This is a genomic window from Methylobacterium sp. A49B (assembly GCF_053346215.1).
This window is the reverse complement of record NZ_JBKFBO010000117.1, coordinates 230,960-253,904: the sequence shown is the minus strand read 5'-3', so window position 1 is coordinate 253,904 and position 22,945 is coordinate 230,960. Positions and strand designations below refer to the sequence as shown.

Below are 22,945 nucleotides of genomic sequence, written 5' to 3'. Positions count from 1 at the left end.
AACCCGTATCGAGCGAGGTGGCGAAGGCATGACGGGCGAGGACGGCAACCAGCCGAAGACGGGGCTGACCTACGCGGCGGCGGGCGTCGACATCGACGCTGGCAACGCCATGGTCGAGACGATCAAGCCGCTGGTGCGCTCGACCCGGCGCCCCGGCGCCGACGCCGAGATCGGCGGGTTCGGCGGCCTGTTCGACCTGAAGGCCGCGGGCTTCCGCGACCCGATCCTGGTGGCGGCCAACGACGGCGTGGGGACCAAGGTCAAGATCGCCATCGAGACCGGCCGCCACGACACGATCGGCATCGACCTCGTGGCCATGTGCGTCAACGACATCATCGTCCAGGGCGCCGAGCCGCTGTTCTTCCTCGACTACTACGCCACCGGCAAGCTGGTCCCGGGTGTCGGCGCCGATATCGTGCGGGGCATCGCCGACGGTTGCCGGCAGGCGGGCTGCGCGCTGATCGGCGGCGAGACGGCCGAGATGCCGGGCCTCTACGACGGCTCCGACTACGACCTCGCGGGGTTCTCGGTGGGCGCCGCCGAGCGAGGCGCGCTGCTGCCGCGACCGGGCATACGCCCCGGCGACGCGGTGCTGGGCCTGCCCTCCTCCGGGGTGCATTCCAACGGCTTCTCGCTGGTCCGGCGAATCGTCGCCAAGAGCGGCCTCGGCTGGGATGATCCGGCGCCGTTCGAGCCTGGGCGCAGCCTCGGCGAGGCACTCCTGGAGCCGACCCGGATCTACGTAAAGCCGTTGCTCGCCGCGCTGGGCGCCACGGACGGCATCCGGGCGCTCGCCCACATCACCGGCGGCGGATTCCCCGACAACCTGCCGCGGGTCCTGCCGGACGATGTCGGGATCGCCATAGACCTCGACGCGGTGACCCCGCCGCCGGTCTTCGGCTGGCTCGCCCGCGCGGGCGCCGTCGCCGAGGCTGAGATGCTGCGCACGTTCAATTGCGGGATCGGCATGGTGGTGATCGCCGCCGCCGACGCGGTGGACGACGTCGACGAGGCCCTGACCCGGGCCGGCGCGACGCCCGTGCGGCTCGGCCGGATCACGCCGCGCGGCTCCGAGCCCGTGACGTTCACCGGCCGCCTCGCCCTCTGATGGCGGCCGCTCGAAAGACCCGCGTGGCGATCCTGATCTCTGGGCGCGGCTCGAACATGGTGGCGCTGCTGGAGGCTTCGCAACGCCCCGATTTCCCGGCCGAGATCGTGCTGGTCCTGTCGAACCGCCCGGAGGCCGCCGGACTCGCGCGTGCGGCCGCGGCCGGCATCCCGACGCAGGCCATCGACCACACGGCCTTCGCGGACCGTGCCGGCTTCGACGCCGCCCTGGATGCCGCCCTGCAGGCGGCCGATGTCGACCTCGTATGCCTCGCGGGCTTCATGCGGATCCTGACGCCCGACTTCGTGGCGTCCTGGGCGGGCCGGATGCTCAACATCCACCCCTCGCTCCTGCCGCTGTTCAAGGGCACGCACACGCATCGGCAGGCGCTGGAGGCGGGCGTGCGCCTGCATGGCTGCACGGTCCACTTCGTCGTGCCGGAGCTCGACGCCGGCCCGATCGTCGCCCAGGCCGCGATCCCGGTTCGGCAGGATGACGATCCCGAAAGCCTCGCGGACCGCGTGATCGTGCAGGAGCGCCGGCTCTACCCAGCGGTACTCGCGCTGGTGGCGGGCGGCGGTGCCCGCCTGCAGGACGGGCGGGTCGTGATCGACGCCGACGGGCCGGACGGCGTGCTGTTCAGCCTGTAAGGACAGCCATACCGGCGTGCCCAGGTCTTTGCGAGCGGAGCGAAGCAATCGCGCTGCGCCACGCTCGCCGACGTTTCTCTGCGCTGGGTTGCTTCGCGCCGCTCGCAAGAACGGTCGGCGGAACCTCGCTGCCTTGAGGTGCTCAGACCGGGCGCTGTAGCTTGCAGCTGTCGAGCGCCGCGAGCGCCTTCGCCCGGGCGGAATCGTTGAAATAGCCGGTGGTGCGGTAGGCTTCGATCTCGGACGCGTCGAGGCTGCGCAGGGTCTGGCGGGCGTAGCAGCCGCAGGGCCGCTCCAGGGAGGCCTCGGTGGCGCTGGTCATGCGGGCCTGGACGATGGTGCAGGCATGACGCACGCGGCCTTCGAGGTTGGCCTTGGTGGCGGTCTTGAGGGCCGGATCCGGCTCGTATTGCTGGAACGGGGCCGAGGATCCGCCCGCGAGGGCGGCGGTCGCGCCGAGGGCGAACAGGCCGGTCGCGATCAGCAGGGGCAGGCGGCGCATCGTCATGGTCGGGTGGTCCGGAGCTGAGATTGGCTAAGCTCAGCCGTTGGACTCTTCCGGGCTCCGTCCCGTCAAGGACGGCCCGGTCACACCCGGCGGCATTCACCGCAGCGCCGGGTGCACTGCGAAATGAAGGCGGCCCGGTGTGCCCGGGCCGCCACCGTGCGACGCCTCAAGCGGCGATGTCGGAGTCCTGGAAGAACTGCGCGATCTCGATCTTGGCGTTCTCGGCGCTGTCCGAGCCGTGCACGGTGTTCTCGCCGACCGACTCGGCGAACTTCTTGCGGATGGTGCCCTCGGCGGCCTGAGCCGGGTTCGTGGCGCCCATGACCTCGCGATACTTGGCCACGGCATTCTCGCCCTCGAGAACCTGGACCACCACCGGGCCGGAGGTCATGAAGGTGACGAGCTCACCGAAGAACGGGCGCTCCTTGTGCACTTCGTAGAACTTCTCGGCCTGCGCCTTGGTCATGCGGATGCGGCGCTGGCCGACGATGCGCAGGCCCGCCTCCTCGATCACGGCGTTCACCGCGCCAGTCAGGTTCCGCCGCGTGGCGTCGGGCTTCAGGATCGAGAAGGTGCGCTCGGTGGCCATGGTGCGTCCGGTCTGGCTGTGGAAAAAGCGCGCGGCACGTCGGCATCCCGGACGCGGCGCGGCAGCGAAAATTTCGCTTCGGCGCCGGGCTTATAGCGGGCGCCCACCGGTGCCTCAAGCCGCGCAACTGGGCGATGCCGGACAAGCGCGGCCGTGGCGCTGCCGCAACACTGCCGAAAAATCGCCGGAATGCGGCGGCTCACTGACGTCCATCGACTTCGTCCACCCCTCAGGGCGTCCGAGACGCCCCAATTCCGGAGACGAACCATGCGACTCGCTCTCAGCGCCGGCCTGCTGCTCGCCGGCCTCTCCGCCGCTGCCGCCGACACCGCCAAGGATCCTTCCGGCACATGGCTCACAGGCGACGGCCGCGCCAAGATCCGGATCGACCGTTGCGGTCCCGGTCAGAAGCTTGTCTGCGGGAAGGTCGTCTGGCTGAAAGCGCCGACCTTCGACAACGGCGCCCCGCGCACCGACCTCAAGAATCCCGATCCGAAGAAGCGCGCTCGCCCGGTGATCGGGCTGCAGCTCATCGAAGGTCTGAAGCCGGATGATGAGAAATTCACCGGCGAACTCTACAATATCGAGGAAGGCAAGATCTATACGGTCAGCCTTGAGCGCGAGAGCGATGCCGAACTGAGCGTGTCCGGCTGCATGCTGAAGGTCCTGTGCGGCTCCCAGACCTGGACTAAGGTTCCGGACGTGAACCAGCAGGCCGCCAACAAGAACTGAGCGTCCGTCAGATCGCCGCGAGGCCGCGCTGCACCGCCGGCCTCGCGAGAATGCTGTCCAGCCATCGGGCGACGTTGGGCAGGGTGTTGATGTCGACGCCCTGCTTGAAGTTGAGCTTCGCCCAGGTGAACGTGGCGATGTCGGCGATGGAGTAGTCGTCGGCGAGGTAGGCCCGACCGTCCAGCCGACGTTCCAGCACACCGTAGAGGCGCTTGGCCTCGGTGGTGAACCGGTCGATGGCGTACGGCACCTTCTCGGGCGCGTAGATCTTGAAGTGGTGCGTCTGCCCCAGCATCGGCCCGAAGCCCGCCACCTGCCAAAACAGCCACTCGTCCACGACGATCCGGGCGCGCTCATCCGCCGGGTAGAATTGGCCGGTCTTGCGGCCGAGATACTGCAGGATCGCGCCCGACTCGAAGATGGAGATCGGCCGTCCGCCCGGACCGTCCGGATCGACGATGGCGGGAATCTTGTTGTTGGGTGAGATGGCCAGGAAATCCGGGGCGAACTGCTCATTCTTGGCGATATCGACCGGGACGATCCGATAGGGGAGTTCGCACTCCTCCAGCATGATCGGGATCTTCCAACCGTTCGGCGTGCTCCAGGTATGGACGTCGATCGGCCGCCCGGACACCGCTGCCATGCTCTGCCTGCTCCTCGACCGATCGATCGGCGACGCGGTGGTCCTCCGCCGATCTCGGACAACCCTGTCAGTGAAGACGATTTCCCGGCCGCGCTCAAGGGCAGCGTCGGAGGAGGTCTCACGTTTGCGACATATGACGCGCCGCCTGTTGGCAGATCGCGGGTCCGACTTGCCGCGGCTGCGCCGCACCGGCGAGACTGGAGCCCGGGCGTCGTCGCGACGCCGAAGGGGGAAGCTTCGATGATCAACAGACTCGTCAGGATCGCGGCCCTGTCCGTGCCGCTCCTCGTCATGCAGCCCGTTCTCGCCAAGGAGGCCCCCGCGAAGGCCCCCGCGGCAACCGAGGCGCCGGCCGCGAAGCAGCCGAGCCCGGGCCAGACCGCCGCCCGCGAGCGCCAGAAGAAGTGCGGTGCCGAGTGGCGGGGACTGACCGACGCGCAGAAGACCGCGCAGGGGCCGAAATGGCCTCAGTTCTGGAGCAAGTGCAACAAGCGCCTGAAGGGCAACGACAAAGCCTGAGCCGGTCTCGAACCGCGGAGCTTCTCGGATGTTGCTCCTGCCGGGAAACGGATCGCTGGCGAGTGCCGTCATGATGGGTCGACCCGCGCCGCGTCGGTGCATCGGGCACGGGCTGGCCGGGCATGGCTGAGGCCGTGTCCGCCCAGGCTCAGGTCTCGATCCTGGATCGCGTCATCGCGATCCTCGACGCCTGGGTGCCCAAGCCGGCGGCCTGGGCCTTTGCCCTGCGCATCTGGCTCGCCATGATGGTGGCGCTGGCGCTTGCCTTCTGGCTCCAGCTCGACAGCGCCTCCTCGGCCGCGACCTGCGTGGCGATCCTCGCGCAGCCAAAACGGGGACAGGCGATCTCCAAGGCCGTCTATCGCCTCCTCGGCACGCTCGTCGGCGCCGTCGTGTCGATCCTGGTCATGGCGCTGTTCGGGCAGGACCGGGTGCTCCTGCTCCTCTCCTTCACGGTCTGGCTCGGCCTCTGCGTCTTCGTCGCGCAGTACCTGCAGGACACCCGGGCCTACGGCGCCATGCTGTCCGGATACACCGTGGCAATCATCGCCCTCGGCCAGATCGACGAACCGCAAGGAACCTTCGACGCTGCCGTCTCCCGAGTCGCGGTTATCGTGCTCGGGATCGTCGTCATTACCTTCATCAACGATGCGCTGGCGTCGCCGAGCACGTGGCGGTCGCTGCTGCCGCAACTCCGGACGGCCTGGGACGGAACGCGGTCCTATGCCCGCGAGACACTCACCGCTGGCGATCTCGGCCCGGCGCGCACCGCCGCGCTGATCAGAACCATCGCGCCGATGCGCGCCGATGCCAGCGCCATCGCGGGGGAACTCGACGACGGGCCCCTCCGGGCCGCCGGGGCGCGCAGCTGCATCGCTGCGCTCTACGTCATGGCGGCGGCGATCCGCGCGGTGGCCGCGGCGGCCGCCTGCCTGCGCAGCCCGAGCCCCGCCGTCGCGGAGGCCATGGCGATCTGTCGGCGGGTCGCCGATGCGCCCGATGCCGAAGCCCTCGACCGGGACGACGAGCGGCTGCGTGACCTGGTCGAAGTCGCGATCCGGGACGGCCATCGGCCGCTCGACGAGGTAGTAGTCCTTCAGCGCGCCATGGATTTCGTCTGCGCGGCCACCTTCGCGCAGGATGGGATCCGGGCCGTTGCGGACGGCCACCGCCCGCTCCGTGACGCCCGCCTGCCGACGCACCGGGACTTCCCGGTCGCCCTGCGCGGCGCCCTTCGAGTCGCCATCGCCTTCGCCGTGACGGCAGCCACCTTCCTGGCGCTCGGCCTGCCACAGGCCACCTTCGCTTTGGTGCAAGTCGCTGCGACGGCGGCCCTGTCTTCGGTTACACCCGATCCCAAGAAGTTCGCCAACGGCGTCGTGATCGGGATGTGCCTCGCCGCCACGTTCGCCGGCATCGCCCGGTTCGCCTTCCTCAACGGCGTGCAGGGCTTTCCCATGCTCGCGATGGTGATGGCGCCGGTGATCTTCTTCGGCTGCTTCCTCTCGCTGAACCCGAAGACCTTCGGCATCGGCTTCATCGTGATCGTGTTCTTTCCGGTCTTGCTGGGCCCGGCGAATCCTCAGTCCTACGATGCGCAGAGCTTCCTGCTGAACGCGTTCCTGGTGGTCGTGTCGGCGATCATCCTGTCGATCGTGGTGCGTCTGGTGCTCCCGATCACCCCCGCGCAGCAGCGCGTCTTCGCCCTCGATTCAGCGCGACGCGATTTGGCCGATGCGCTGGTGGGCGAAGGCGGGGACGCTACCACGCGGACGAGCCTGAATGCGGACCGCGTCTTCCAGTTCGCCGCCTACAGTTCGGCCAGCGGCGCGGTGCGGCGGGCCGACCTCTCGCACGCTCTTGCACTGGCCCGGCTCGAGGCGGCGGCCGCTCGGGCCCATGCGGAGCTGCGGCGCCTCTGGCCCGTGCCGGGTCTCCGCGACGCGATCCTTCGGGCGCGCACCGGCCTCGCGGCCGGTGACGACCGCGCCCTCGAACGCGCAGCCCGCGACATGATTCGCGCCGCATCCGCCCAGGACAGAACGGTGCGGCTCACGACCGCGCGGGCGGCGAGCGACCTCATCACCGCGTCGCGCACCATCGCGCGGTATCGGCGTTTCCTCCAGCGGCTCGGAATCGCGCTATTCTGAGGGACGCAGCTTTCGAGGCAGAGATGTACGAGGATATCCATATCGGCGGCGTGCTGATTTCCTCCTTCGTCGCCTATGCTCTGGCTGCCTTCGTGGTCCTGCTCGTCCTGCGCTGGTTCTTCGCGCGCATCCGCTTCAGCCGCTACGTTGCCAACGCCCCGCTCGCCGAGGCCGGCATCTACGTCTGCGTCCTCGCTCTTCTCATCGCGTTGATTTGAATGCCCGACACGACCGCCGACGAGGATGATCCCAAGCCCGCCTCGCGCGCGGGCACGACGGATCCTGAGAAACGCACCGACGATCGCCTGCCCACCGTCCCGCGCCGGGGTCGGGCCGCCAAGGTCGTCCGATTGGCCGCGACCGGGCTGATCCTGCTGGTCGCTCTCGTGGCGGCGATCTACGTGTGGCAGTTCTACGTGGTGGCACCCTGGACCCGCGACGGAGCAGTCCGCGTGCAGGTCGCCAACATCGCCCCGCAAGTCTCCGGTCAAATCATAGAAGTCCGTGTTCAGGACAATCAGAACGTCCGAAAGGGCGATATCCTTTATGTGATCGATCCGATCGACTTCGAGGTCTCAGTGACTTCGGCGGATGCCGAGGTTAAGAACCGCGAGGCCGACTTACAGGTCAAGAATGCCCAGTCCGCCCGACGTCAGGCGCTCACCACGGTCTCAACGTCGATCGAGGAGAAGCAGCAATACGCCGGCACCGCCAAGATCGCGGAGGCCACTCTCGAGAGCGCGCAGGCGCAGCTGCGGCAGGCCAAAGTCAACCTTGAGCGCACCCAGGTGCGATCGACCGTCAACGGCCGCGTGACCAACCTTCTGATGCGTGTCGGCGACTACGCCCGCACCGGCACCTCGAACATCAACGTGGTCGACACTGATTCATTTTGGATCGACGGGTACTTCGAGGAGACGAAGATGCCCAACATCCGCGTGGGTGACACGGCCGACGTCAAGCTGATGGGCTTCGATCCCCAACTGAAGGGGACGGTCGAGAGCATCACCTTGGGCATCTCCACGGCCAACGCCGCCGCGAGCACGCAGGGCCTGCCGGACGTGAACCCGGTCTACACATGGGTCCGGCTTGCCCAGCGCGTCCCGGTGCGGATCCGCATCGATCACGTTCCGCCGAACGTCCCGCTGATCGCCGGCATGACCGCGACGGTGGTGGTCAACGGCGGCCGGGCGCCGACACCGAACTGGTTCATGGATCTGCGTGAGCGCATATCCGGCCTCGCGAACACGTCCGCCAACCGGACCCGGGAAGCTGACCGGCGCTGAGAAAAGCCGAGGGGCCGCATCTTCGCTCCGCTGGTTGTCCCCCTGAGTCCATTCTTGGGGAGATGTGCATGAACCGATCCACGCTGCGTGCCGGCTGCCTCCTGATGCTGGCGAGCGCCGCCCGTGCCGCGCCCGAGAAGGCCGCGGTGTTCGACTTCCAGTTCTCAAACCTTTCGCCGGTCCCGAGCGACGCGGCCGACACCGCGCGCCTGAAGCGGGTCAGCGCCGAACTGCGAGATCTGCTCGCGAAAAAGGGGCTCTTCACCGTGGTCTCGGTCGATCCGGTCCGGGAGGAGGTCGCCAAGAGCGCCGACCTGCGGCGGTGCAACGGCTGCGCCGACCAGATGGCCCGCAAGCTCGGCGCCGACGTGGCGATCACCGGCGAGGTCCAGAAGGTGTCGAACCTGATCTTGAACCTCAACGTGTACGTGAAGCCCCTCGCGGGGAACGCGCCGGAGCGGGCCTATAGCGTCGACCTTCGCGGCGACACGGACGAGTCCTTCGATCGCGGCATCCGATTCTTGGTCGAGAACAATATGGGTGCCGGCAAATAACTCGCGCGCCAGGCAATATTTTCGCGGTGCCGCACGATCGATCCAAGGCCTTGATCGCGTTTGCGTGCATCGCGGCGGCGGCCCGTCGCCGGCCGGAAAATGCAACGGCACCACGAAATAGCTATTGACCGTGCTGGGAGACGGGCGCAGTCTTCATCTGTGCTTAGCGAGAGCGGGCATGGACCGGCCGAAAACCTTGACGTGGTCAGGTTTGACAATGGTCAAGGTCGCCAGAGGCTGGAGGAGACAGGCATGACTCCACCGCAGCGGAACGCCGCCTAGACGGAATCGGGACAGGTTCGGCCCGACACCTAGCGGCACCATACGAACAGCCGGACGGAAGCGGCTCCAGGGGCGCAGAAGCGGCCAACACGGCACGTCTTCGAATGCGCGAAAGGCCCCACTTTGAGCCGTTCCGCCGCGGTTTCCTTCTGAAGCCAGGATCTGTTCGTCCATCACCTGCCCGGCTCGGCCGCGGCGGGATTTCAATGTGTCTCGATGGCCCCGCTCGCAAGGACGGCGTCGCCAGACCCTGCAGGCGGGTGAGCCCGGGATCAATCGATCCCGAGCTTCGCCTTCAAGAGCGCGTTCACCGCGGCTGGGTTCGCCTTGCCGCCGGTCGCCTTCATGGTCTGGCCGACGAACCAGCCGAGCAGCGTCGGCTTCTCCTTGGCCTGAGCGACCTTGTCGGGATTGGCCGCTATGATCTGGTCCACGGCCGCCTCGATGGCGCCCGTGTCGGTCACCTGCTTCATCCCGCGGCTCTCGACGACGGCGCGCGGGTCGCCACCCTCCGTCCAGACGATCTCGAACAGGTCCTTGGCGATCTTGCCGGAGATCACGCCCTCGCCGATCAGGTCGACGATTGCGCCGAGCTGCTGGGCCGAGACCGGCGTGGCCTCGATGGATAGTCCCTCCTTGTTGAGGCGCCCGAACAGCTCGTTGATCACCCAGTTGGCTGCGGCCTTGCCGTCCCGGCCCTTCGCCACCGCCTCGTAATAGTCGGCGGACGCACGCTCGGCGACCAGCACGCCGGCATCGTAGGGCGACAGCCCGTAATCGGCGACGAATCGCGCCTTCTTGGCGTCCGGCAGTTCCGGCAGCTCTCCGGCGAGCGCGTCGACGAAGGCCTGATCGAACTCCAGCGGCAATAGGTCCGGATCGGGGAAGTAGCGGTAATCGTGGGCTTCCTCCTTGGAGCGCATCGAGCGCGTCTCGCCCTTGTTCGGGTCGAACAGGCGGGTCTCCTGCTCGATCGTGCCGCCATCCTCCAAAATCGCGATCTGGCGCCGGGCTTCAGTCTCGATCGCCTGCCCGATGAAGCGGATCGAGTTGACGTTCTTGATCTCGCAACGCGTGCCCAGCGGTTCGCCGGGGCGGCGCACGGAGACGTTCACGTCAGCACGAAGGCTGCCCTTCTCCATGTCGCCGTCGCAGGTGCCGAGATAGCGCAGGATCGTGCGCAGCTTGGTCACGTAGGCCTTCGCTTCCTCGGAGGAGCGCAGGTCAGGCCGCGAGACGATCTCCATCAGCGCCACGCCCGAGCGGTTGAGGTCGACGAAGCTGCGGGTTGGGTCCTGATCGTGCAGCGACTTCCCGGCATCCTGCTCCAGATGCAGGCGCTCGATGCCGACAGTAATCGACGAGCCGTCGGCCATGTCGACCAGCACCTCGCCTTCGCCGACGATCGGGTCCTTGTACTGTGAGATCTGATAGCCCTGCGGTAGGTCCGGGTAGAAGTAGTTCTTCCGGTCGAACACCGAGCGCAGGTTGATCCTGGCCTTGAGGCCGAGGCCGGTGCGGACGGCCTGGGCCACGCACTCGGCATTGATCACCGGCAGCATGCCGGGCATCGCGGCATCGACGAGCGAGACGTGATCGTTCGGCTCACCGCCGAACTCGGTCGAAGCTCCGGAGAACAGCTTCGCCCGGCTGGCAACCTGGGCGTGGATCTCCATGCCGACGATCACCTCCCAGTCGTGGAGGCCGCCCTTGATCAGCTTCTTGGGGTCGACGGGTGCGTTCATGGTCGTTTGGGCCGAGATGAGCTTGGCGGGTATCTCCCACCCGCAACCTCATCCCGAGGTGCCCACGCCGGCGGGCCTCAAAGGAGGGCTCCAGGGATCGCGCGACCGGCTGGAGGGCTCCTTCGAGGCCTCCGCTGCGCTCCAGCGCCTCAGGATGAGGTCGCGGGTGGGAGCTGATTGTGTCCGGCCACTTACGGGCCGCTTCGCGAAAAGATCAAGCGCGGCGTCCCACGGCCCGGCGTGCGCCGTAGCCGGCGATTGCCCAGAGCAGTGCCGCGACGGCGCGGACCGGGAAGAAAGTCGGCCCGTCATGGGTGATGGGCGCCGGCCAAGGGATGCCGGCCGCGCTCACCGCGTAGGAGAACAGCACGGAGAAGGCGAACGCCGCGATCGCCGCGATGAACAGCTTGCCGAACTGGCTGGCGGTCCAGCCGAGATAGACGGCCACGACGATCAGCGCCGGGTCGAACCCGGCCCAGATCCAGACGGTCCAGGGGTAGAAGGGAACGGTCATGCCCACCAGGGCTCTGGGAGGACGGTCCGGCCGGCCGCGTCCTCAATGACCTGGGCCACCGCGAACAGCGTCTCCTCGTCGAAGGGCCGGCCGATGAGCTGCAGCCCGAGGGGCAACCCCTGGGCGTCGAGCCCCGCCGGCACGGCGATGCCCGGCAGCCCGGCCATGTTCACCGTCACGGTGAACACGTCGTTGAGGTACATCTCCACCGGGTCGGCCGAGGCCTTCTCGCCGATGCCGAAGGCGGCCGACGGGGTGGCAGGGGTGAGGATCGCATCGACGCCGTCGGCGTAGGCGACCTCGAAGTCGCGCTTGATCAGCGTGCGGATCTTCTGCGCGCGGACGTAGTAGGCGTCGTAATAGCCGGCCGACAGCACGTAGGTGCCGATCATGATCCGGCGCTTCACCTCGCGGCCGAACCCGGCCGCGCGGGTGTTCTCGTACATCCCGGCGATGTCCTTGCCCGGGACGCGCAGGCCGTAGCGCACGCCGTCGTAGCGGGCGAGGTTCGAAGAGGCCTCGGCCGGGGCGACGATGTAGTAAGCCGGCAGCGCGTAGGACGTGTGCGGCAGCGAGATGTCCTTGAGGGTCGCGCCGGCCGCCTTGAGCCATGCGGCGCCCTCGTCCCAGAGCTTCTGGATCTCGGCCGGCATGCCGTCGACCCGGTACTCCTTCGGGATCCCGATGGTCAGGCCCTTGACGCCGCGCGACACCGCGGCCTCGAAATTCGGCACCGCGAGGTCGGCGCAGGTCGTGTCGCGCGGATCGGGGCCGGCCATGGAGCCGAGCAGGATCGCGCAGTCGCGGACCGTGCGGGCAATCGGGCCCGCCTGATCGAGGGAGGAGGCAAATGCCACCGTCCCCCAGCGGGAGCAGCGCCCGTAGGTCGGCTTGATCCCGACCGTCCCGGTGAAGGCGGCAGGCTGGCGGATAGAACCGCCGGTATCGGTTGCGGTGGCGCCGAGGCAAAGCCGCGCCGCAACGGCGGCGGCCGAGCCTCCCGACGAGCCGCCGGGCACCAGCGGCGCGTCAGACCCCTTGCGGCGCCAGGGAGAGACCACGTTGCCGAAGGCGCTGGTCTCGTTGGACGAGCCCATGGCGAATTCGTCGAGGTTGAGCTTGCCGAGCATCACGGCGCCGTCGCGCCACAGGTTGGCCGAGACCGCCGATTCGTAATGCGGCTCGAAGGTCTCCAGGATCTTCGAGCCCGCCGTGGTGGTCACGCCGTCGGTGCAGAAGAGATCCTTGATCCCGAGGGGGATGCCCTCCAGCGGCCGTGCCGCGCCGGCGGCGATCTTCTGGTCCGAGGCCTCAGCCATCTGCAGGGCGCGGTCCGGCGTCTCCAACAGGTAGGCGTTCAGCGCGCGGGCCTTGCCCATCGCGTCGAGGTGAGCCTGCAACAGCTCGCGGGCCGAGATCCGCTTCGCCTTCAGAGCGTCGCGCGCCTCGGCCAGGGTGAGTTCGTTCGGATTCACGCTGTTCACGTCCCCGCGCGTCGTCGCGCCTGCTCGCCAAAGATCCGGCCCGGAAAATTCAGCCCGCAAGGGCTACTCGACCACCTTCGGGACGAGGAAGTAGTTGTCCTCGGTCTCGGGGGCGTTGGCCACCACGTCGGCGGCGCGGCCGCCCTCCGTGACCACGTCCTCGCGCTTCTTCATCGCCATCGGGGTGACCGAGGTCATCGGCTCGACCCCGGAGACATCAACGGTGCTGAGTTGCTCGACGAAGGCGAGGATGGCGTTGAGCTCGCCCTGAAGCGGTCCGACCTCGTCGTCGGTGACTGCGATCCGCGCCAGATGCGCGATGCGCCGAACCGTCTTCTCGTCGACCGACATGCCGTCCCGTTCAATCCAGATCGGGAGCAGCCTCCCGAGATCGATCGGGCTATAGCATCGGGTTTCGACGCGCCGCAACGCGCCACACCGCAAAGGCTTGGCGCTCCCTAAATCGTCAGGACAAAGCCGACCGATGCCGGAGCCGTTGCGCCGAGACGTCGTTCAGGTCACGACGTGGTTCGGCGTCACCGAGATCTCGATGCTGATCCCGGCCTGCCGTGCTGGCCGCACCAGGGATTGTGTGAAGCCGGCAACAAGGATCTCGAAGGCGAGCAGCAGCATCCAGCAGTGCTTGCGCGTGAGCGCGTGGCGGCGCGGAGCCGGAGCGAAGCGATTGAGCGTGCCGGTCGTCGACAAGGCGGTACCCGGGGTGTGGGTTAACGATGCGTTAACCTACCTATTGGTGAACGGCTCCGCGCGCAGCCGGGGTGATCTACGGAGAGGGTTAAGGCTGTGGATGGCGGGGCGGAAGCGATGTGGGAGCGGCTGTTTCTCAGTCTGACGCCGGGTCTGACGGCCGACGCCGCAGCCCTCGACCGCGCGGCGGCGGAGTTGGGCTTCGCGCTGCCGGCCTCCTATCGGGCCTTCTGTCGAACCTGCGGCGTCGGCTTGGCGGCCGAACGGTTCAGGATCGCCGTCCCGGTTCCGTTCGAGGCCAGCGATCTGCTGAGCCAAGCCGGTCTCATTGCCCACAGCGTTGGCGCCGCCGTGCAGATGCTGGAGGACGGGTCGGAGCCTCACCGCTTCGATGTCGAGGGCGACGATCCGAGCGTGGTCGAGCGCGCTTGCTTCTTCGCCGCGGGCGACGATGGCAGCTTCCTGTTTTGGGATGTGTCGGGCGGTGGCGAGGAGTACGACATCTGGCTGCTCGCGCCCGACCTCGTGACGGTCCTGTTCGGCGGCGAGAGCCTTTTTGACTTCTTCGCGCGGGTCATCGGCCCGGCGGCTGCCCTGGTCCTCGAACCCGGCCAGGAACCGCTCCCTGCCCGGTTCGAGGGCTTCTCCGAAGCGACCCTGGCCCGAAGCGCGCAGGCGGCACCATGAACCACGACGCGATCCGTGCGTTCGCGGCCGCATCTCAGGGCGGGGCACGGCTGATCGGCATCGACCTCGGCACCAAGACGATCGGGCTCGCCCTGTCCGACCTGGGCCGCCAGATCGCGACGCCGCTGGAGACGATCCGACGGGTGAAGTTCACACCGGACGCGCAGCGGCTCGCCGCCCTGTGCCGGCAGCACGCCGTGGGCGGCCTCGTCGTCGGCCTGCCGCTGAACATGGATGGCAGCGAGGGGCCCCGGGTGCAATCGACCCGCGCCTTCATGCGCAACCTCGCCCCGATCCTGCCGCTGCCCCACGTCTTCTTCGACGAACGCCTGTCGACCGCCGTGGTCACCCGGGCGCTGATCGAGGCCGACGCCTCGCGAGCCCGCCGCGGCGAGTTGGTCGACAAGCTCGCCGCCGCCTACATACTTCAAGGCTGTCTCGACGTGATGCGCAACCTCGCCGACGCAGATGCTGCGGAGGATCCAATCAGCGGCTGACGAGCGAGACCGTGCCACTGGCGTGGCGTTCGATCCGGCCGTCCAGTTCCAGCTCCAGCAGGACGGTCTGCACCACCCTCGCCCCGACCCCCGCGCTCCGTGCCAAGTCGTCGGTGCCGACTGGGCTGGGGCTCAAGAGAGCGACGATCCGCGCGCGGGGATAGAAGGGTTCGGACGGATCGTCCTCAGGCTCGTCGTATACGCCGGTCGGGCCTCGACTGAAGAGGTCCGGCAGGTTGCATGGGGCCGCGGCGTAGGCGTCGAGGTCGATCTCGTCCCAGAAGTCCGGCTGCTCTGCGAGATCCGGGCCGCCGCGGGCGGGCGCCACCTCTGCATCCGGGCCGCCCTCGATGATCGGGCCGAGGACGTCCAGGACGTGGGACACGTCCGAAACGAGGGTGGCGCCGTGTCGGATCAGGTCGTTGGTACCCTCTGCCCGGGGATCGAGCGGCGAACCCGGCACCGCGAAGACCTCGCGGTTCTGCTCCAGGGCAAACCGTGCCGTGATGAGCGAGCCGGAGCGCCGCGCTGCCTCGACGACGACGGTGCCGTAGGCGAGGCCCGAGATGATGCGGTTGCGCCGGGGAAAGTCGCGTCCGCGCGGTTCCCATCCCATCGGCATTTCAGCGAGCACCGCGCCGCCCTCCGCCAGGATCGCCTCGACCAGCGTCGCATGGCTCGCCGGGTAGATCCGGTCCTGGCCGCCGGCCATCACCGCGACGGTCCCGGTCTGCAGGCTCGCCCTGTGGGCCCGCACGTCGATGCCCCGGGCGAGGCTCGAGACGACGACGAGGCCGGCCTCGCCGAGTCCGCGGCTCAGGCGCTCCGTGAAGGCAAGCCCGGCGGTCGAGGCGTTACGCGAGCCGACCAATGCGACGGCGGGCTGGCTCAGAATCGGCGCGCCGCGGAGCGCCAGGAGCGGAGGGGCGGCGTCGGTGCGCTGGAGCAGCCGGGGATAATCCGCCTCGCCGGTGGCGATGAACCGGCCACCCAGGCGGCCAAGGGCCGCGATCTCGTCCTCGGCCTGTGTCCGGCTCGGTGGCGCGATGCGCCGGCCCTGGCGGCGGGTGAGGTCCGGAAGCGCGTCGAGGGCCGTGGAGGCGCCGCCGAATCGATTGACGAGGGCGCGGAAGGTGCGGGGGCCGACACCCTCGGTCCGAATCAGACGCAGCCATTCGATCCGCTGCGCATCGGTGAGCTGCATTCATCCCCCACGGTGCGCGTCGCGCGCTCAGCCTTTCTGGCCGATGCGCCCCTCCGTGCCGGCCGCGAGTCGGCGAATGTTGGGCGCGTGCTTCCACCATAGCAGCATGCCCAAGATGAGAAACAGCAAAGCTTGGGCCGGCGCGCCGACCGCCCACAAGATCACGGGTGTCACCGCGGACGCCGCCAACGCCGCGAGCGACGAATACTTGAGAGCGAAGGCGAGGCCGAGCCAGATCGCGGCGAAGATGCCCAGCGCGGGCGGGCTGAAGGCGAGGAGGACACCGATAAACGTCGCAACGCCCTTGCCGCCCTTGAATCCGAGCCAGATCGGGAAGAGGTGGCCCAAGAACGCTCCCAGACCAGCGGCGAGCGCCGGGCCCTCGCCCAGATTCCGGGCGATCAGCACTGCGGCGGTCCCCTTGAGGGCGTCGCCCAGCAGGGTTGCAGCGGCCAAGCCCTTCCGCCCTGTCCGGAGTACGTTGGTGGCGCCAATGTTGCCCGAGCCGATCGCCCGCACATCACCGAGCCCGGCGAACCGCGTCAGGATCAACCCGAATGGGATCGAGCCCAGGGCGTATCCGAGGAGGAGGCCGCCCAGCGCGGCCGGGGTCACGAGATCAGGTGGCATCAGGCGGCCACCGGATAGTCTTCGGTTGCGTGAACGATCCGGCCGCCGACCAACGTTAACGCGGCCGCCCCCTGCAGGCGCGCCTCGTCGAAGGGCGAGTTCTTTGACCGTGACTTCAGCCGGTGCTTGTCCAGCACGTAGGGCAGATCGGGATCGATCAGGATGAGGTCGGCGGGGGCGCCGACCACGAGGCGCCCGGCGCTCCGACCGAGGATGCGGCCCGGATTGACGGTCAGCGCCGCGATCAGTTTGGGCAGGGCGAGATCGCCGGTATGGACGAGGCGCAGGGCGGCGCCGAGCAGGGTCTCGATTCCCAGGGCGCCATCCGCCGCTTCCGCGAAGGGCAGGCGCTTGGTTTCAACATCCTGCGGATTGTGATCGGAGACGACGACGTCGATCACGCCCTCGCCCAGTGCGCGCACCACGGCCTGTCGGTCGGCCTCGTCGCGCAGGGGCGGCGAGAGCCGGCAGAACGTGCGGTAATGGCCGATGTCGTTCTCGTTGAGGACGAGATTGTTGACCGAGACGCCGCAGGTCACGGGCAGGCCGTCCTCCTTGGCCCGGCGGACGATCTCGACAGAATCAGCGCAGGAGATCATCGCCGCGTGGTAGCGGGCACCTGTCAGCCGAACGAGGCGGATGTCCCGTTCAAGCATCACGGTCTCGGCCTCGCGGGGGATCCCCATCAAGCCGAGACGCGAGGCGAGTTCGCCCTCGTTCATCACGCCTTCGGCGACGAGCTCTGCGTCCTCGACGTGCTGCATCACCAGCGCATCGAAATCCCGAGCGTAGGTCAGCGCGCGACGCAAAACTTGCGCGTTCGCCACGGCCCGCAACCCGTCGGTGAAGGCGACCGCGCCGGCTTCCTTGAGCAACCCAAACTCGGTCATCTCCCGGCCGGCCAGACCCTTGGTGATGGCGGCGGCGGGCAGGACGTTGACGCTCGCCGTGTCGCGGGCGCGCCGAAGCACGAAGTCGACGATCGCTGGTCCGTCGATCACCGGGTTCGTGTCGGGCATGCACACCAGGGTGGTGACGCCCCCCGCGGCTGCGGCGGCACTCGCTGAGGCCAGGGTCTCGCGGTGTTCGGCGCCCGGCTCGCCGACGAAGGCCCGCATATCGATCAGACCGGGCGTCAGCACATGCCCGGCACAATCGATTCGCGCCGCCTCTGCCGGGGCGCCTGGAGCATGTCCGGCGGCGATGTCGGCAATGCGGCCGTCTTTCACGAGAATCGCGCCGGCGGTCTGGCGGCCGGTCTCGGGATCGAGGAGGTTTGCGTTCGCCAGAAGATAGCTGCTCACTGAGGCGCCCTCGCCGAAGAAGCCGGACCGTCGAGGCGTATAGCGAGACCGGCGGCCGCCATGTGCGCCTTCGCCTCGGCGACGCTCGCCTGCCCGAAATGGAAGATGGAGGCTGCCAGGACGGCGCTCGCCCCGCCCTCGGCCACGCCGGCCACGAGGTCGTCGAGGCCGCCGACACCGCCGGACGCGATCACCGGCACCGTCACGGCATCGCTGATCGCCCGCGTCAAGGCGAGGTCGTAGCCGGAGCGGGTCCCGTCCTTGTCCATGGAGGTGACCAGCAACTCGCCGGCCCCCTTACTGGCAACCAGCCGCGCGAAGGCCACGGCGTCGATTCCGGTGGGATCGCGGCCGCCGTGGGTGAAGATTTCCCAGGCGGCGGGCGCTCCGGGCGGCGACACGCGCTTGGCGTCTATCGCCACGACGATGCATTGAGCGCCGAATTTTTCCGCGGCCCGCGCCACGAGATCCGGATCCTTCACGGCGGCGGTGTTGATCGCGACCTTGTCGGCGCCGGCGAGCAGCAGGGCGCGCACGTCCTCGACGGTTCGGACGCCGCCGCCCACGGTGAGCGGCATGAAGCAGGCCTCGGCGGTGCGGCTGACGATGTCGAGCAGCGTGCCGCGGGCCTCCCGGCTCGCCGTGATGTCGAGGAAGCACAACTCGTCGGCGCCGGCCGCGTCGTAGACCTTGGCGGCCTCGACGGGATCGCCGGCATCGCGCAGGCCCTCGAAGCGGACGCCCTTCACGACGCGCCCGTCCTTCACGTCGAGGCAGGGAATGATGCGGGTCTTGAGCACGGCGTCCCGGGGGTTCGGTCAGGCTTCGGGATCGATCGCGATAGGGCGATCCAAGATGTCCTGATAGGTGTATGGGCAGGCCGCTGGGAAGCGCTTCACCAGGAAGCCCGTTTCCCTGGCTGCCTCGAGGCGGGCGACCCGGTACGCCTTCGCCACGGCTTCGGCGAGGCGCCCCTTCAATCCTGGGCTCTCAGCAAGTTCCTTCGCGATAAGGACGCGATGGGTCGCGATTGGTATGGCCCAGCTTCGCGCCCGCTTTACGGGTCGAAAGTCGAACTTCAGCATATGGACCAGCACGACGCGCAAGGCGCTCACCACGCTGGCGAACCGGCTCCTGAACAAGCTCTCGATCTCACCAGCCAAGCTCCCGCGATCCAGGCCGGAGAGGTCGACCGACCGCAGGCCCGCGCTCCGCTCCTGCGTCCAGATATGGAAATCGTTCGTGTAGGCCGTTTCTGCCGATGCGGGCCGGGTCTTCAACGCCGTCATCGAAGCCTCCCACTTCGGCGCCTCCGTCACAGACGGTCTATCACGAAGCAGGGCCGCGCGCCGCAGCGATCGCCGCCAGTGCCGCGGCCGGATCGATGCGGCCGTCATAGAGCGCTCGTCCCGTGATCGCGCCGGCGATAAGAGCGCAATCCGGCTGCAGCAGGCGGTGCACGTCGTCGATCGACGCGAGGCCGCCGGAGGCGATCACCGGGATGCGTACGGCCTGCGCCAGCGCCAAGGTCATCTCGACGTTCAGGCCCTTGAGGATCCCGTCACGGGCGATGTCGGTGTAGACGATCGCCGCCACACCCGCGTCCTCAAATCGGCGGCCCAGCTCCTCCGCCGTCATGCTGGACGTCTGTGCCCAGCCCTCGACGGCGACGCGGCCGTCTTTCGCGTCGATGCCGACGGCGATCTTGCCCGGATGCTTGCGTGCGGCTTCCCGGACGAAGCCCGGGTCGCGCACCGCCGCGGTGCCGATGATCACCCGTGCCACACCCTTCGCGAGCCAGCCCTCGAGAGTCTTCATCTCGCGGATGCCGCCGCCGAGCTGCACCGGGACCGTGACGCGCGCGAGGATCGCGTCCACCGCCTCGGCGTTGCGCGGCGCGCCCGCGAAGGCGCCGTCGAGATCGACCACATGAAGCCAGGAGAAGCCCTGCGCCTCGAAGATCGCGGCCTGCGCCGCCGGATCGTCGCCGAAGACCTTGGCCTGCGCCATGTCCCCCTGGATGAGGCGGACGCAGCGTCCCTCCTTCAGGTCGATCGCCGGGTACAGGATCACGGGCGCGTCTGTCCTTCTTGTCGGGGCCGCACTGCGCTCACGGGCGCCAGTTGAGAAAATTGGCGATGAGGGCGAGGCCCAGCCGCTGACTCTTCTCGGGATGGAATTGCGTGCCGGCGACGTTGTCGCGCGCGACCATGGCGGTAACCGGCCCGCCATACTCTGCGCGGGCGACCACGTCGTCCGGGCGCTCGGGTGTGAGCGCGTAGCTATGTACGAAGTAGGCGTGGAGGCCGTCTGCGCCGGTCGGGATCCCGGTAAGGAGGGCGTGGTCGCGTTCAGCCCGCAGGGTGTTCCAACCCATATGCGGGACCTTGAGCGTCGGATCCGCCGGGCGGATCGGGCCGACATCGCCCGGGATCCAGCCGAGGCCCGGGGTCGTGGTGTATTCGAGGCCGCGGGTCGCGAGGAGCTGCATGCCGACGCAGATCCCCAGGAAGGGGCGGCCGGCCTCATGGGCGGCATGCGTCATCGCCTCGACCATGCCGGGCACCGCGTCGAGCCCGCGACGGCAATCCGCGTAAGCGCCGACGCCCGGCAGGACGACGCGGTCGGCCGAAGCCACCACGTCCGGCTCCGACGTCAGGCAGATCCGCGCGTTGCGGCCGCTCTCGCGGGCGGCGCGCTCGAAGGCCTTGGCGGCGGAATGAAGGTTTCCCGACCCGTAATCGATGATCGCGACGATCTCAGTGCTCATGCTCGTCTCGCGCACTGACTCACCGGGCGCCTTCCTGCGCAGGGAACAGACCGATGACTGGGTCCGTGCGCCGGCTGGGTCCGCTCGGGAACGGGGCACGGGGTGCGGTCGGGCTCGCTCCGATCCAGCGCTGCAGCGCCCGAGCCTCCGCCTCCTCGGGCGACGATGCGACTACGGCATCGCGCGCCGGCCACCCGCGCCGGGCCAGCGTCCAGCGCCGAAGGCTCGATGCTTCGAGTCCGATCAGCCACGCTGCGAGGACCGTGACGAACACGCCGGCGCCGGTGGACAGGTCCAGGAAGATTCCCAGCCCCGCCAGCGCCACGAGCCCGATCAACACGATCAGTGCCGCGATCCAGAGGCGATGGAATAGGAACCACACAACGGTGAAGGCGAAGGCCGACCACGAGAAGCCGTCCTGCACCAGCTTGGCGCGGTCGAGGCCGATCGACTCGCCCGGCCGTGCCTCATCCGGCAGGTGGAGCGTGTAGCTGCGCATCCGCATCGCGAAACTCCGACAGCGTGCGCCGCGAGGGCCGTGTGGCCGATCCGGACGCCCGACGACAACAAGTCTACAGGGAGCCCTTGGTGGAGGGAACGCGCCCCTCCTCCCGCGGATCGATCGCCACGGCCTTCCGCAAGGCCCGGGCCAGTCCCTTGAAGCAGCTTTCCGCGATATGGTGGGCGTTGTCCCCGTAGAGCGTCTCGACGTGCAAGGTCAGCCCGGCATTCATCGCGAAGGCCTGGAACCACTCGCGCACCAGCTCGGTGTCGAAATTTCCGATCTTCTCAACCCGAAAGGCGGTGCGGAACACCAGGAAAGGACGACCTGAGATATCGACGCAGACGCGGGTGAGCGCCTCGTCCATCGGCAGGTGAATGTCGGCGTAGCGGGTGACGCCACGCTTGTCGCCGAGTGCCTTGGCGAAGGCCTGTCCGAGCGCGATGCCGCAATCCTCGGCCGAGTGATGCTGGTCGATGTGTAGGTCGCCGTCGACCTTCACGTCGAGATCGAAGAGGGCGTGCCGCGCCAGGAGATCCAGCATGTGATCGAGGAAGCCGATTCCCGTGGCTATCGTCGATTGGCCGGTCCCGTCGAGAGCCACGGAGACCGCGATGTCGGTTTCCGCGGTCTTCCGGCTGATGGTGGCGCTGCGCATCTTGGTCTGAACTTCGTCTCAGGGGCGATTGTGGCCGCCCCGCCTTCTAGAGGGACTCTCTTCGGAATGGAAAGGGCGTTCCCTAGCCGGCCAGCACCCGTCCCGCCACGGCGTCGAGCTTCGCGAGCAGCGCCGGATCCCGCACGGAAGGCGCCGTCATGATCGCGCCCTCAAGCGCCCGGTGGGAACCCGCCGGACAGGGTTCGCGCTCGCCTGGAAAGTCGCGCGCCAGCCGTGCCACCACGCGCGCGGCCTTGTCGGCATTGGCGCGGGCGACCGCGATCACGGAGGCCACGTCCACGGCGTCGTGGCCGGGATGCCAGCAATCGTAGTCGGTCACCATCGCGATGGTCGCGTAGGTGATCTCCGCCTCGCGGGCGAGCTTGGCCTCCGGCATGTTGGTCATGCCGATCACGTCGAAGCCCTGTGCCTTGTAGGCGCGGGATTCTGCCAGCGAGGAGAATTGCGGGCCCTCCATGCAGACATAGGTACCGCCGCGGTGCACTGCGATCTGCTCGGCCTTAGCCGCCTGGGCGATCCGCGCCTGAAGACCGGGACCCACCGGGTGCGCGAGGGAGACATGGGCGACACAGCCGTCGCCGAAGAATGAGGAGGCACGCCCGTAGGTGCGGTCGACGAACTGGTCGACGAGGACGAACAGGCCCGGCGGCAGCTCCTCGCGGAACGAACCGCAGGCCGAGAGAGCGACGAGATCGGTGACCCCTGCCCGCTTCAGGGCATCGATGTTGGCGCGGTAGTTGATACCCGATGGCGAGAGCCGGTGGCCGCGCCCGTGCCGGGCCAGAAATACGACTTTCGTGTCGCCGATCCGCCCGATCCGCAGGGCGTCCGAGGGCTCGCCCCAGGGAGAAGCCACGCGCTCCTCACAGACATCCTCGAGACCCGGCAGCTCGTAGACGCCGGAGCCGCCCATCACGCCGAGTACCGCTGCCGTCATGAAGGTATCCCTGTCGTGGCGCGGCGCTTCGAAGAGCCGCTAGTCCTACCCGTGACCTCGTCCTGAGGTGCCGGGGCGAAGCGGAGGCCTCGAAGGAAACCTCCAGGTTCCGCGGTAATTGGAGCCCACTTGAGGCCGCTGCGCCGACGCTCAGGACCAGGTTTGGGGGTGGATCGGCTCGTGTTCCCCGAGCCGATCATCGCGGAAATGACGGGTTAACATGGGGATCCAGCTCAAAAAAGATGGGCCTCCGCAAGGGAGGC

28 protein-coding genes are annotated in these 22,945 nt (G+C 68.4%); 10 read left to right on the top strand and 18 right to left on the bottom strand.

Going from position 1 to position 22,945, the window contains the following annotated elements; translation table 11 throughout:
• The first annotated feature begins 28 nt into the window (after window positions 1–28).
• Both purM and purN read left to right on the top strand, forming a co-directional pair.
• Window positions 29–1,108, top strand: a complete 1,080-nt coding sequence (gene purM, locus ACLBX9_RS22475) for a phosphoribosylformylglycinamidine cyclo-ligase (protein WP_447720484.1) — start codon at window positions 29–31, stop codon at window positions 1,106–1,108.
• A complete protein-coding gene (gene purN, locus ACLBX9_RS22470; protein WP_447720483.1) occupies window positions 1,108–1,758 on the top strand; it encodes a phosphoribosylglycinamide formyltransferase in 651 nt (216 codons plus the stop codon). The genes purM and purN overlap by 1 nt, the downstream gene beginning before the upstream one ends.
• Before the next feature lie 142 nt (window positions 1,759–1,900).
• On the opposite strand, the gene ACLBX9_RS22465 is transcribed toward purN, so the two are convergent.
• Together ACLBX9_RS22465 and ndk are read right to left on the bottom strand one after the other, a co-directional pair.
• Window positions 1,901–2,266 carry a hypothetical protein gene (locus tag ACLBX9_RS22465; RefSeq protein ID WP_010682047.1) on the bottom strand — a complete coding sequence of 122 codons (366 nt, stop codon included), beginning with the start codon at window positions 2,264–2,266 and terminating at the stop codon, window positions 1,901–1,903.
• Window positions 2,267–2,432: 166 nt separating this feature from the next.
• Window positions 2,433–2,855, bottom strand: coding sequence for a nucleoside-diphosphate kinase (gene ndk, locus ACLBX9_RS22460; RefSeq protein WP_010682048.1), 423 nt, complete (start codon window positions 2,853–2,855; stop codon window positions 2,433–2,435).
• 267 nt (window positions 2,856–3,122) lie between these two features.
• On the opposite strand from ndk, the gene ACLBX9_RS22455 reads away from it, so the two are divergent.
• Window positions 3,123–3,587, top strand: coding sequence for a DUF2147 domain-containing protein (locus ACLBX9_RS22455; protein WP_010682049.1), 465 nt, complete (start codon window positions 3,123–3,125; stop codon window positions 3,585–3,587).
• A 7-nt stretch (window positions 3,588–3,594) separates the two neighbouring features.
• On the opposite strand, the gene ACLBX9_RS22450 is transcribed toward ACLBX9_RS22455, so the two are convergent.
• Window positions 3,595–4,230, bottom strand: a complete 636-nt coding sequence (locus tag ACLBX9_RS22450) for a glutathione S-transferase N-terminal domain-containing protein (RefSeq protein ID WP_447720482.1) — start codon at window positions 4,228–4,230, stop codon at window positions 3,595–3,597.
• Between the two features lie 240 nt (window positions 4,231–4,470).
• Between ACLBX9_RS22450 and ACLBX9_RS22445 the strand changes: the two genes are divergently transcribed.
• From ACLBX9_RS22445 to ACLBX9_RS22425, 5 genes are all read left to right on the top strand, one after another.
• On the top strand, window positions 4,471–4,749 hold the full coding sequence (locus ACLBX9_RS22445; RefSeq protein WP_447720481.1) for a hypothetical protein: 279 nt from the start codon (window positions 4,471–4,473) through the stop codon (window positions 4,747–4,749).
• 122 nt (window positions 4,750–4,871) lie between these two features.
• Window positions 4,872–6,899, top strand: a complete 2,028-nt coding sequence (locus tag ACLBX9_RS22440) for an FUSC family protein (protein WP_447720480.1) — start codon at window positions 4,872–4,874, stop codon at window positions 6,897–6,899.
• Between the two features lie 23 nt (window positions 6,900–6,922).
• Window positions 6,923–7,117: a DUF1656 domain-containing protein gene (locus ACLBX9_RS22435; RefSeq protein ID WP_010682053.1), complete on the top strand. Its 195-nt coding sequence runs from the start codon at window positions 6,923–6,925 to the stop codon at window positions 7,115–7,117.
• Window positions 7,118–8,185, top strand: a complete 1,068-nt coding sequence (locus ACLBX9_RS22430; RefSeq protein WP_447720479.1) for an efflux RND transporter periplasmic adaptor subunit — start codon at window positions 7,118–7,120, stop codon at window positions 8,183–8,185.
• A 68-nt stretch (window positions 8,186–8,253) separates the two neighbouring features.
• A complete protein-coding gene (locus ACLBX9_RS22425; protein ID WP_447720478.1) occupies window positions 8,254–8,739 on the top strand; it encodes a DUF3280 domain-containing protein in 486 nt (161 codons plus the stop codon).
• 554 nt (window positions 8,740–9,293) lie between these two features.
• Here ACLBX9_RS22425 and gatB read toward each other — a convergent pair.
• The 5 genes from gatB to ACLBX9_RS22400 form a co-directional block, all read right to left on the bottom strand.
• Entirely contained in the window at window positions 9,294–10,766 is a 1,473-nt protein-coding gene (gatB, locus tag ACLBX9_RS22420) for an Asp-tRNA(Asn)/Glu-tRNA(Gln) amidotransferase subunit GatB (protein WP_010682056.1), read from the bottom strand.
• Window positions 10,767–10,980: 214 nt separating this feature from the next.
• Window positions 10,981–11,280: a hypothetical protein gene (locus tag ACLBX9_RS22415; RefSeq protein ID WP_010682057.1), complete on the bottom strand. Its 300-nt coding sequence runs from the start codon at window positions 11,278–11,280 to the stop codon at window positions 10,981–10,983.
• On the bottom strand, window positions 11,277–12,755 hold the full coding sequence (gene gatA, locus ACLBX9_RS22410) for an Asp-tRNA(Asn)/Glu-tRNA(Gln) amidotransferase subunit GatA (RefSeq protein ID WP_447720633.1): 1,479 nt from the start codon (window positions 12,753–12,755) through the stop codon (window positions 11,277–11,279). Before gatA ends, ACLBX9_RS22415 begins: the two co-directional genes overlap by 4 nt.
• Window positions 12,756–12,827: 72 nt before the next feature.
• Window positions 12,828–13,115: an Asp-tRNA(Asn)/Glu-tRNA(Gln) amidotransferase subunit GatC gene (gene gatC, locus ACLBX9_RS22405; RefSeq protein ID WP_039892179.1), complete on the bottom strand. Its 288-nt coding sequence runs from the start codon at window positions 13,113–13,115 to the stop codon at window positions 12,828–12,830.
• Between the two features lie 162 nt (window positions 13,116–13,277).
• Window positions 13,278–13,472 carry a hypothetical protein gene (locus ACLBX9_RS22400; RefSeq protein WP_447720477.1) on the bottom strand — a complete coding sequence of 65 codons (195 nt, stop codon included), beginning with the start codon at window positions 13,470–13,472 and terminating at the stop codon, window positions 13,278–13,280.
• A 117-nt stretch (window positions 13,473–13,589) separates the two neighbouring features.
• On the opposite strand from ACLBX9_RS22400, the gene ACLBX9_RS22395 reads away from it, so the two are divergent.
• Window positions 13,590–14,159, top strand: coding sequence for an SMI1/KNR4 family protein (locus ACLBX9_RS22395; RefSeq protein WP_447720632.1), 570 nt, complete (start codon window positions 13,590–13,592; stop codon window positions 14,157–14,159).
• Window positions 14,156–14,656: a Holliday junction resolvase RuvX gene (gene ruvX, locus ACLBX9_RS22390; protein ID WP_010682062.1), complete on the top strand. Its 501-nt coding sequence runs from the start codon at window positions 14,156–14,158 to the stop codon at window positions 14,654–14,656. The genes ACLBX9_RS22395 and ruvX overlap by 4 nt, the downstream gene beginning before the upstream one ends.
• Here ruvX and dprA read toward each other — a convergent pair.
• The 10 genes from dprA to ACLBX9_RS22340 form a co-directional block, all read right to left on the bottom strand.
• Window positions 14,646–15,860, bottom strand: coding sequence for a DNA-processing protein DprA (gene dprA, locus ACLBX9_RS22385; RefSeq protein WP_447720476.1), 1,215 nt, complete (start codon window positions 15,858–15,860; stop codon window positions 14,646–14,648). The two genes, ruvX and dprA, sit on opposite strands and share 11 nt — an antisense overlap.
• Window positions 15,861–15,887: 27 nt before the next feature.
• Window positions 15,888–16,490, bottom strand: a complete 603-nt coding sequence (gene plsY / locus ACLBX9_RS22380) for a glycerol-3-phosphate 1-O-acyltransferase PlsY (RefSeq protein WP_010682064.1) — start codon at window positions 16,488–16,490, stop codon at window positions 15,888–15,890.
• Window positions 16,490–17,794, bottom strand: coding sequence for a dihydroorotase (locus tag ACLBX9_RS22375; RefSeq protein ID WP_447720475.1), 1,305 nt, complete (start codon window positions 17,792–17,794; stop codon window positions 16,490–16,492). Before ACLBX9_RS22375 ends, plsY begins: the two co-directional genes overlap by 1 nt.
• Window positions 17,791–18,594 (bottom strand): imidazole glycerol phosphate synthase subunit HisF, encoded by an 804-nt coding sequence (hisF, locus tag ACLBX9_RS22370; protein WP_447720474.1) that lies wholly within the window; start codon window positions 18,592–18,594, stop codon window positions 17,791–17,793. The genes ACLBX9_RS22375 and hisF overlap by 4 nt, the downstream gene beginning before the upstream one ends.
• A gap of 18 nt (window positions 18,595–18,612) precedes the next feature.
• Window positions 18,613–19,083, bottom strand: a complete 471-nt coding sequence (locus tag ACLBX9_RS22365; RefSeq protein WP_447720473.1) for a DUF29 domain-containing protein — start codon at window positions 19,081–19,083, stop codon at window positions 18,613–18,615.
• A gap of 40 nt (window positions 19,084–19,123) precedes the next feature.
• Window positions 19,124–19,867 carry a 1-(5-phosphoribosyl)-5-[(5-phosphoribosylamino)methylideneamino]imidazole-4-carboxamide isomerase gene (gene hisA, locus ACLBX9_RS22360; RefSeq protein ID WP_447720472.1) on the bottom strand — a complete coding sequence of 248 codons (744 nt, stop codon included), beginning with the start codon at window positions 19,865–19,867 and terminating at the stop codon, window positions 19,124–19,126.
• 37 nt (window positions 19,868–19,904) lie between these two features.
• The gene (gene hisH, locus ACLBX9_RS22355; RefSeq protein WP_010682069.1) at window positions 19,905–20,564 is read right to left on the bottom strand and encodes an imidazole glycerol phosphate synthase subunit HisH; all 660 of its coding nucleotides are present in this window, start codon (window positions 20,562–20,564) and stop codon (window positions 19,905–19,907) included.
• Window positions 20,565–20,583: 19 nt separating this feature from the next.
• Window positions 20,584–21,063 (bottom strand): DUF2628 domain-containing protein, encoded by a 480-nt coding sequence (locus tag ACLBX9_RS22350; protein WP_447720631.1) that lies wholly within the window; start codon window positions 21,061–21,063, stop codon window positions 20,584–20,586.
• A 73-nt stretch (window positions 21,064–21,136) separates the two neighbouring features.
• Window positions 21,137–21,724, bottom strand: a complete 588-nt coding sequence (gene hisB / locus ACLBX9_RS22345; protein WP_447720471.1) for an imidazoleglycerol-phosphate dehydratase HisB — start codon at window positions 21,722–21,724, stop codon at window positions 21,137–21,139.
• An 82-nt stretch (window positions 21,725–21,806) separates the two neighbouring features.
• Window positions 21,807–22,682 (bottom strand): S-methyl-5'-thioadenosine phosphorylase, encoded by an 876-nt coding sequence (locus ACLBX9_RS22340; protein WP_010682072.1) that lies wholly within the window; start codon window positions 22,680–22,682, stop codon window positions 21,807–21,809.
• Window positions 22,683–22,945 lie beyond the last annotated feature (263 nt).

What these genes read in the sequence shown, in the direction of transcription:
- ACLBX9_RS22430 (WP_447720479.1), top strand. Translation starts at nt 7,118, where the DNA reads ATGCCCGACACGACCGCCGACGAGGATGATCCCAAGCCCGCCTCGCGC.
- plsY (WP_010682064.1), bottom strand. Translation starts at nt 16,490, where the DNA reads ATGCCACCTGATCTCGTGACCCCGGCCGCGCTGGGCGGCCTCCTCCTC.
- dprA (WP_447720476.1), bottom strand. Translation starts at nt 15,860, where the DNA reads ATGCAGCTCACCGATGCGCAGCGGATCGAATGGCTGCGTCTGATTCGG.
- purN (WP_447720483.1), top strand. Translation starts at nt 1,108, where the DNA reads ATGGCGGCCGCTCGAAAGACCCGCGTGGCGATCCTGATCTCTGGGCGC.
- ACLBX9_RS22415 (WP_010682057.1), bottom strand. Translation starts at nt 11,280, where the DNA reads ATGACCGTTCCCTTCTACCCCTGGACCGTCTGGATCTGGGCCGGGTTC.
- hisH (WP_010682069.1), bottom strand. Translation starts at nt 20,564, where the DNA reads ATGAGCACTGAGATCGTCGCGATCATCGATTACGGGTCGGGAAACCTT.
- ndk (WP_010682048.1), bottom strand. Translation starts at nt 2,855, where the DNA reads ATGGCCACCGAGCGCACCTTCTCGATCCTGAAGCCCGACGCCACGCGG.
- ACLBX9_RS22440 (WP_447720480.1), top strand. Translation starts at nt 4,872, where the DNA reads ATGGCTGAGGCCGTGTCCGCCCAGGCTCAGGTCTCGATCCTGGATCGC.
- ACLBX9_RS22340 (WP_010682072.1), bottom strand. Translation starts at nt 22,682, where the DNA reads ATGACGGCAGCGGTACTCGGCGTGATGGGCGGCTCCGGCGTCTACGAG.
- ACLBX9_RS22455 (WP_010682049.1), top strand. Translation starts at nt 3,123, where the DNA reads ATGCGACTCGCTCTCAGCGCCGGCCTGCTGCTCGCCGGCCTCTCCGCC.
- gatC (WP_039892179.1), bottom strand. Translation starts at nt 13,115, where the DNA reads ATGTCGGTCGACGAGAAGACGGTTCGGCGCATCGCGCATCTGGCGCGG.
- purM (WP_447720484.1), top strand. Translation starts at nt 29, where the DNA reads ATGACGGGCGAGGACGGCAACCAGCCGAAGACGGGGCTGACCTACGCG.
- ruvX (WP_010682062.1), top strand. Translation starts at nt 14,156, where the DNA reads ATGAACCACGACGCGATCCGTGCGTTCGCGGCCGCATCTCAGGGCGGG.
- ACLBX9_RS22435 (WP_010682053.1), top strand. Translation starts at nt 6,923, where the DNA reads ATGTACGAGGATATCCATATCGGCGGCGTGCTGATTTCCTCCTTCGTC.
- ACLBX9_RS22465 (WP_010682047.1), bottom strand. Translation starts at nt 2,266, where the DNA reads ATGACGATGCGCCGCCTGCCCCTGCTGATCGCGACCGGCCTGTTCGCC.
- ACLBX9_RS22450 (WP_447720482.1), bottom strand. Translation starts at nt 4,230, where the DNA reads ATGGCAGCGGTGTCCGGGCGGCCGATCGACGTCCATACCTGGAGCACG.
- ACLBX9_RS22350 (WP_447720631.1), bottom strand. Translation starts at nt 21,063, where the DNA reads ATGCGCAGCTACACGCTCCACCTGCCGGATGAGGCACGGCCGGGCGAG.
- ACLBX9_RS22445 (WP_447720481.1), top strand. Translation starts at nt 4,471, where the DNA reads ATGATCAACAGACTCGTCAGGATCGCGGCCCTGTCCGTGCCGCTCCTC.
- ACLBX9_RS22425 (WP_447720478.1), top strand. Translation starts at nt 8,254, where the DNA reads ATGAACCGATCCACGCTGCGTGCCGGCTGCCTCCTGATGCTGGCGAGC.
- hisB (WP_447720471.1), bottom strand. Translation starts at nt 21,724, where the DNA reads ATGCGCAGCGCCACCATCAGCCGGAAGACCGCGGAAACCGACATCGCG.
- ACLBX9_RS22395 (WP_447720632.1), top strand. Translation starts at nt 13,590, where the DNA reads ATGTGGGAGCGGCTGTTTCTCAGTCTGACGCCGGGTCTGACGGCCGAC.
- ACLBX9_RS22365 (WP_447720473.1), bottom strand. Translation starts at nt 19,083, where the DNA reads ATGACGGCGTTGAAGACCCGGCCCGCATCGGCAGAAACGGCCTACACG.
- gatB (WP_010682056.1), bottom strand. Translation starts at nt 10,766, where the DNA reads ATGAACGCACCCGTCGACCCCAAGAAGCTGATCAAGGGCGGCCTCCAC.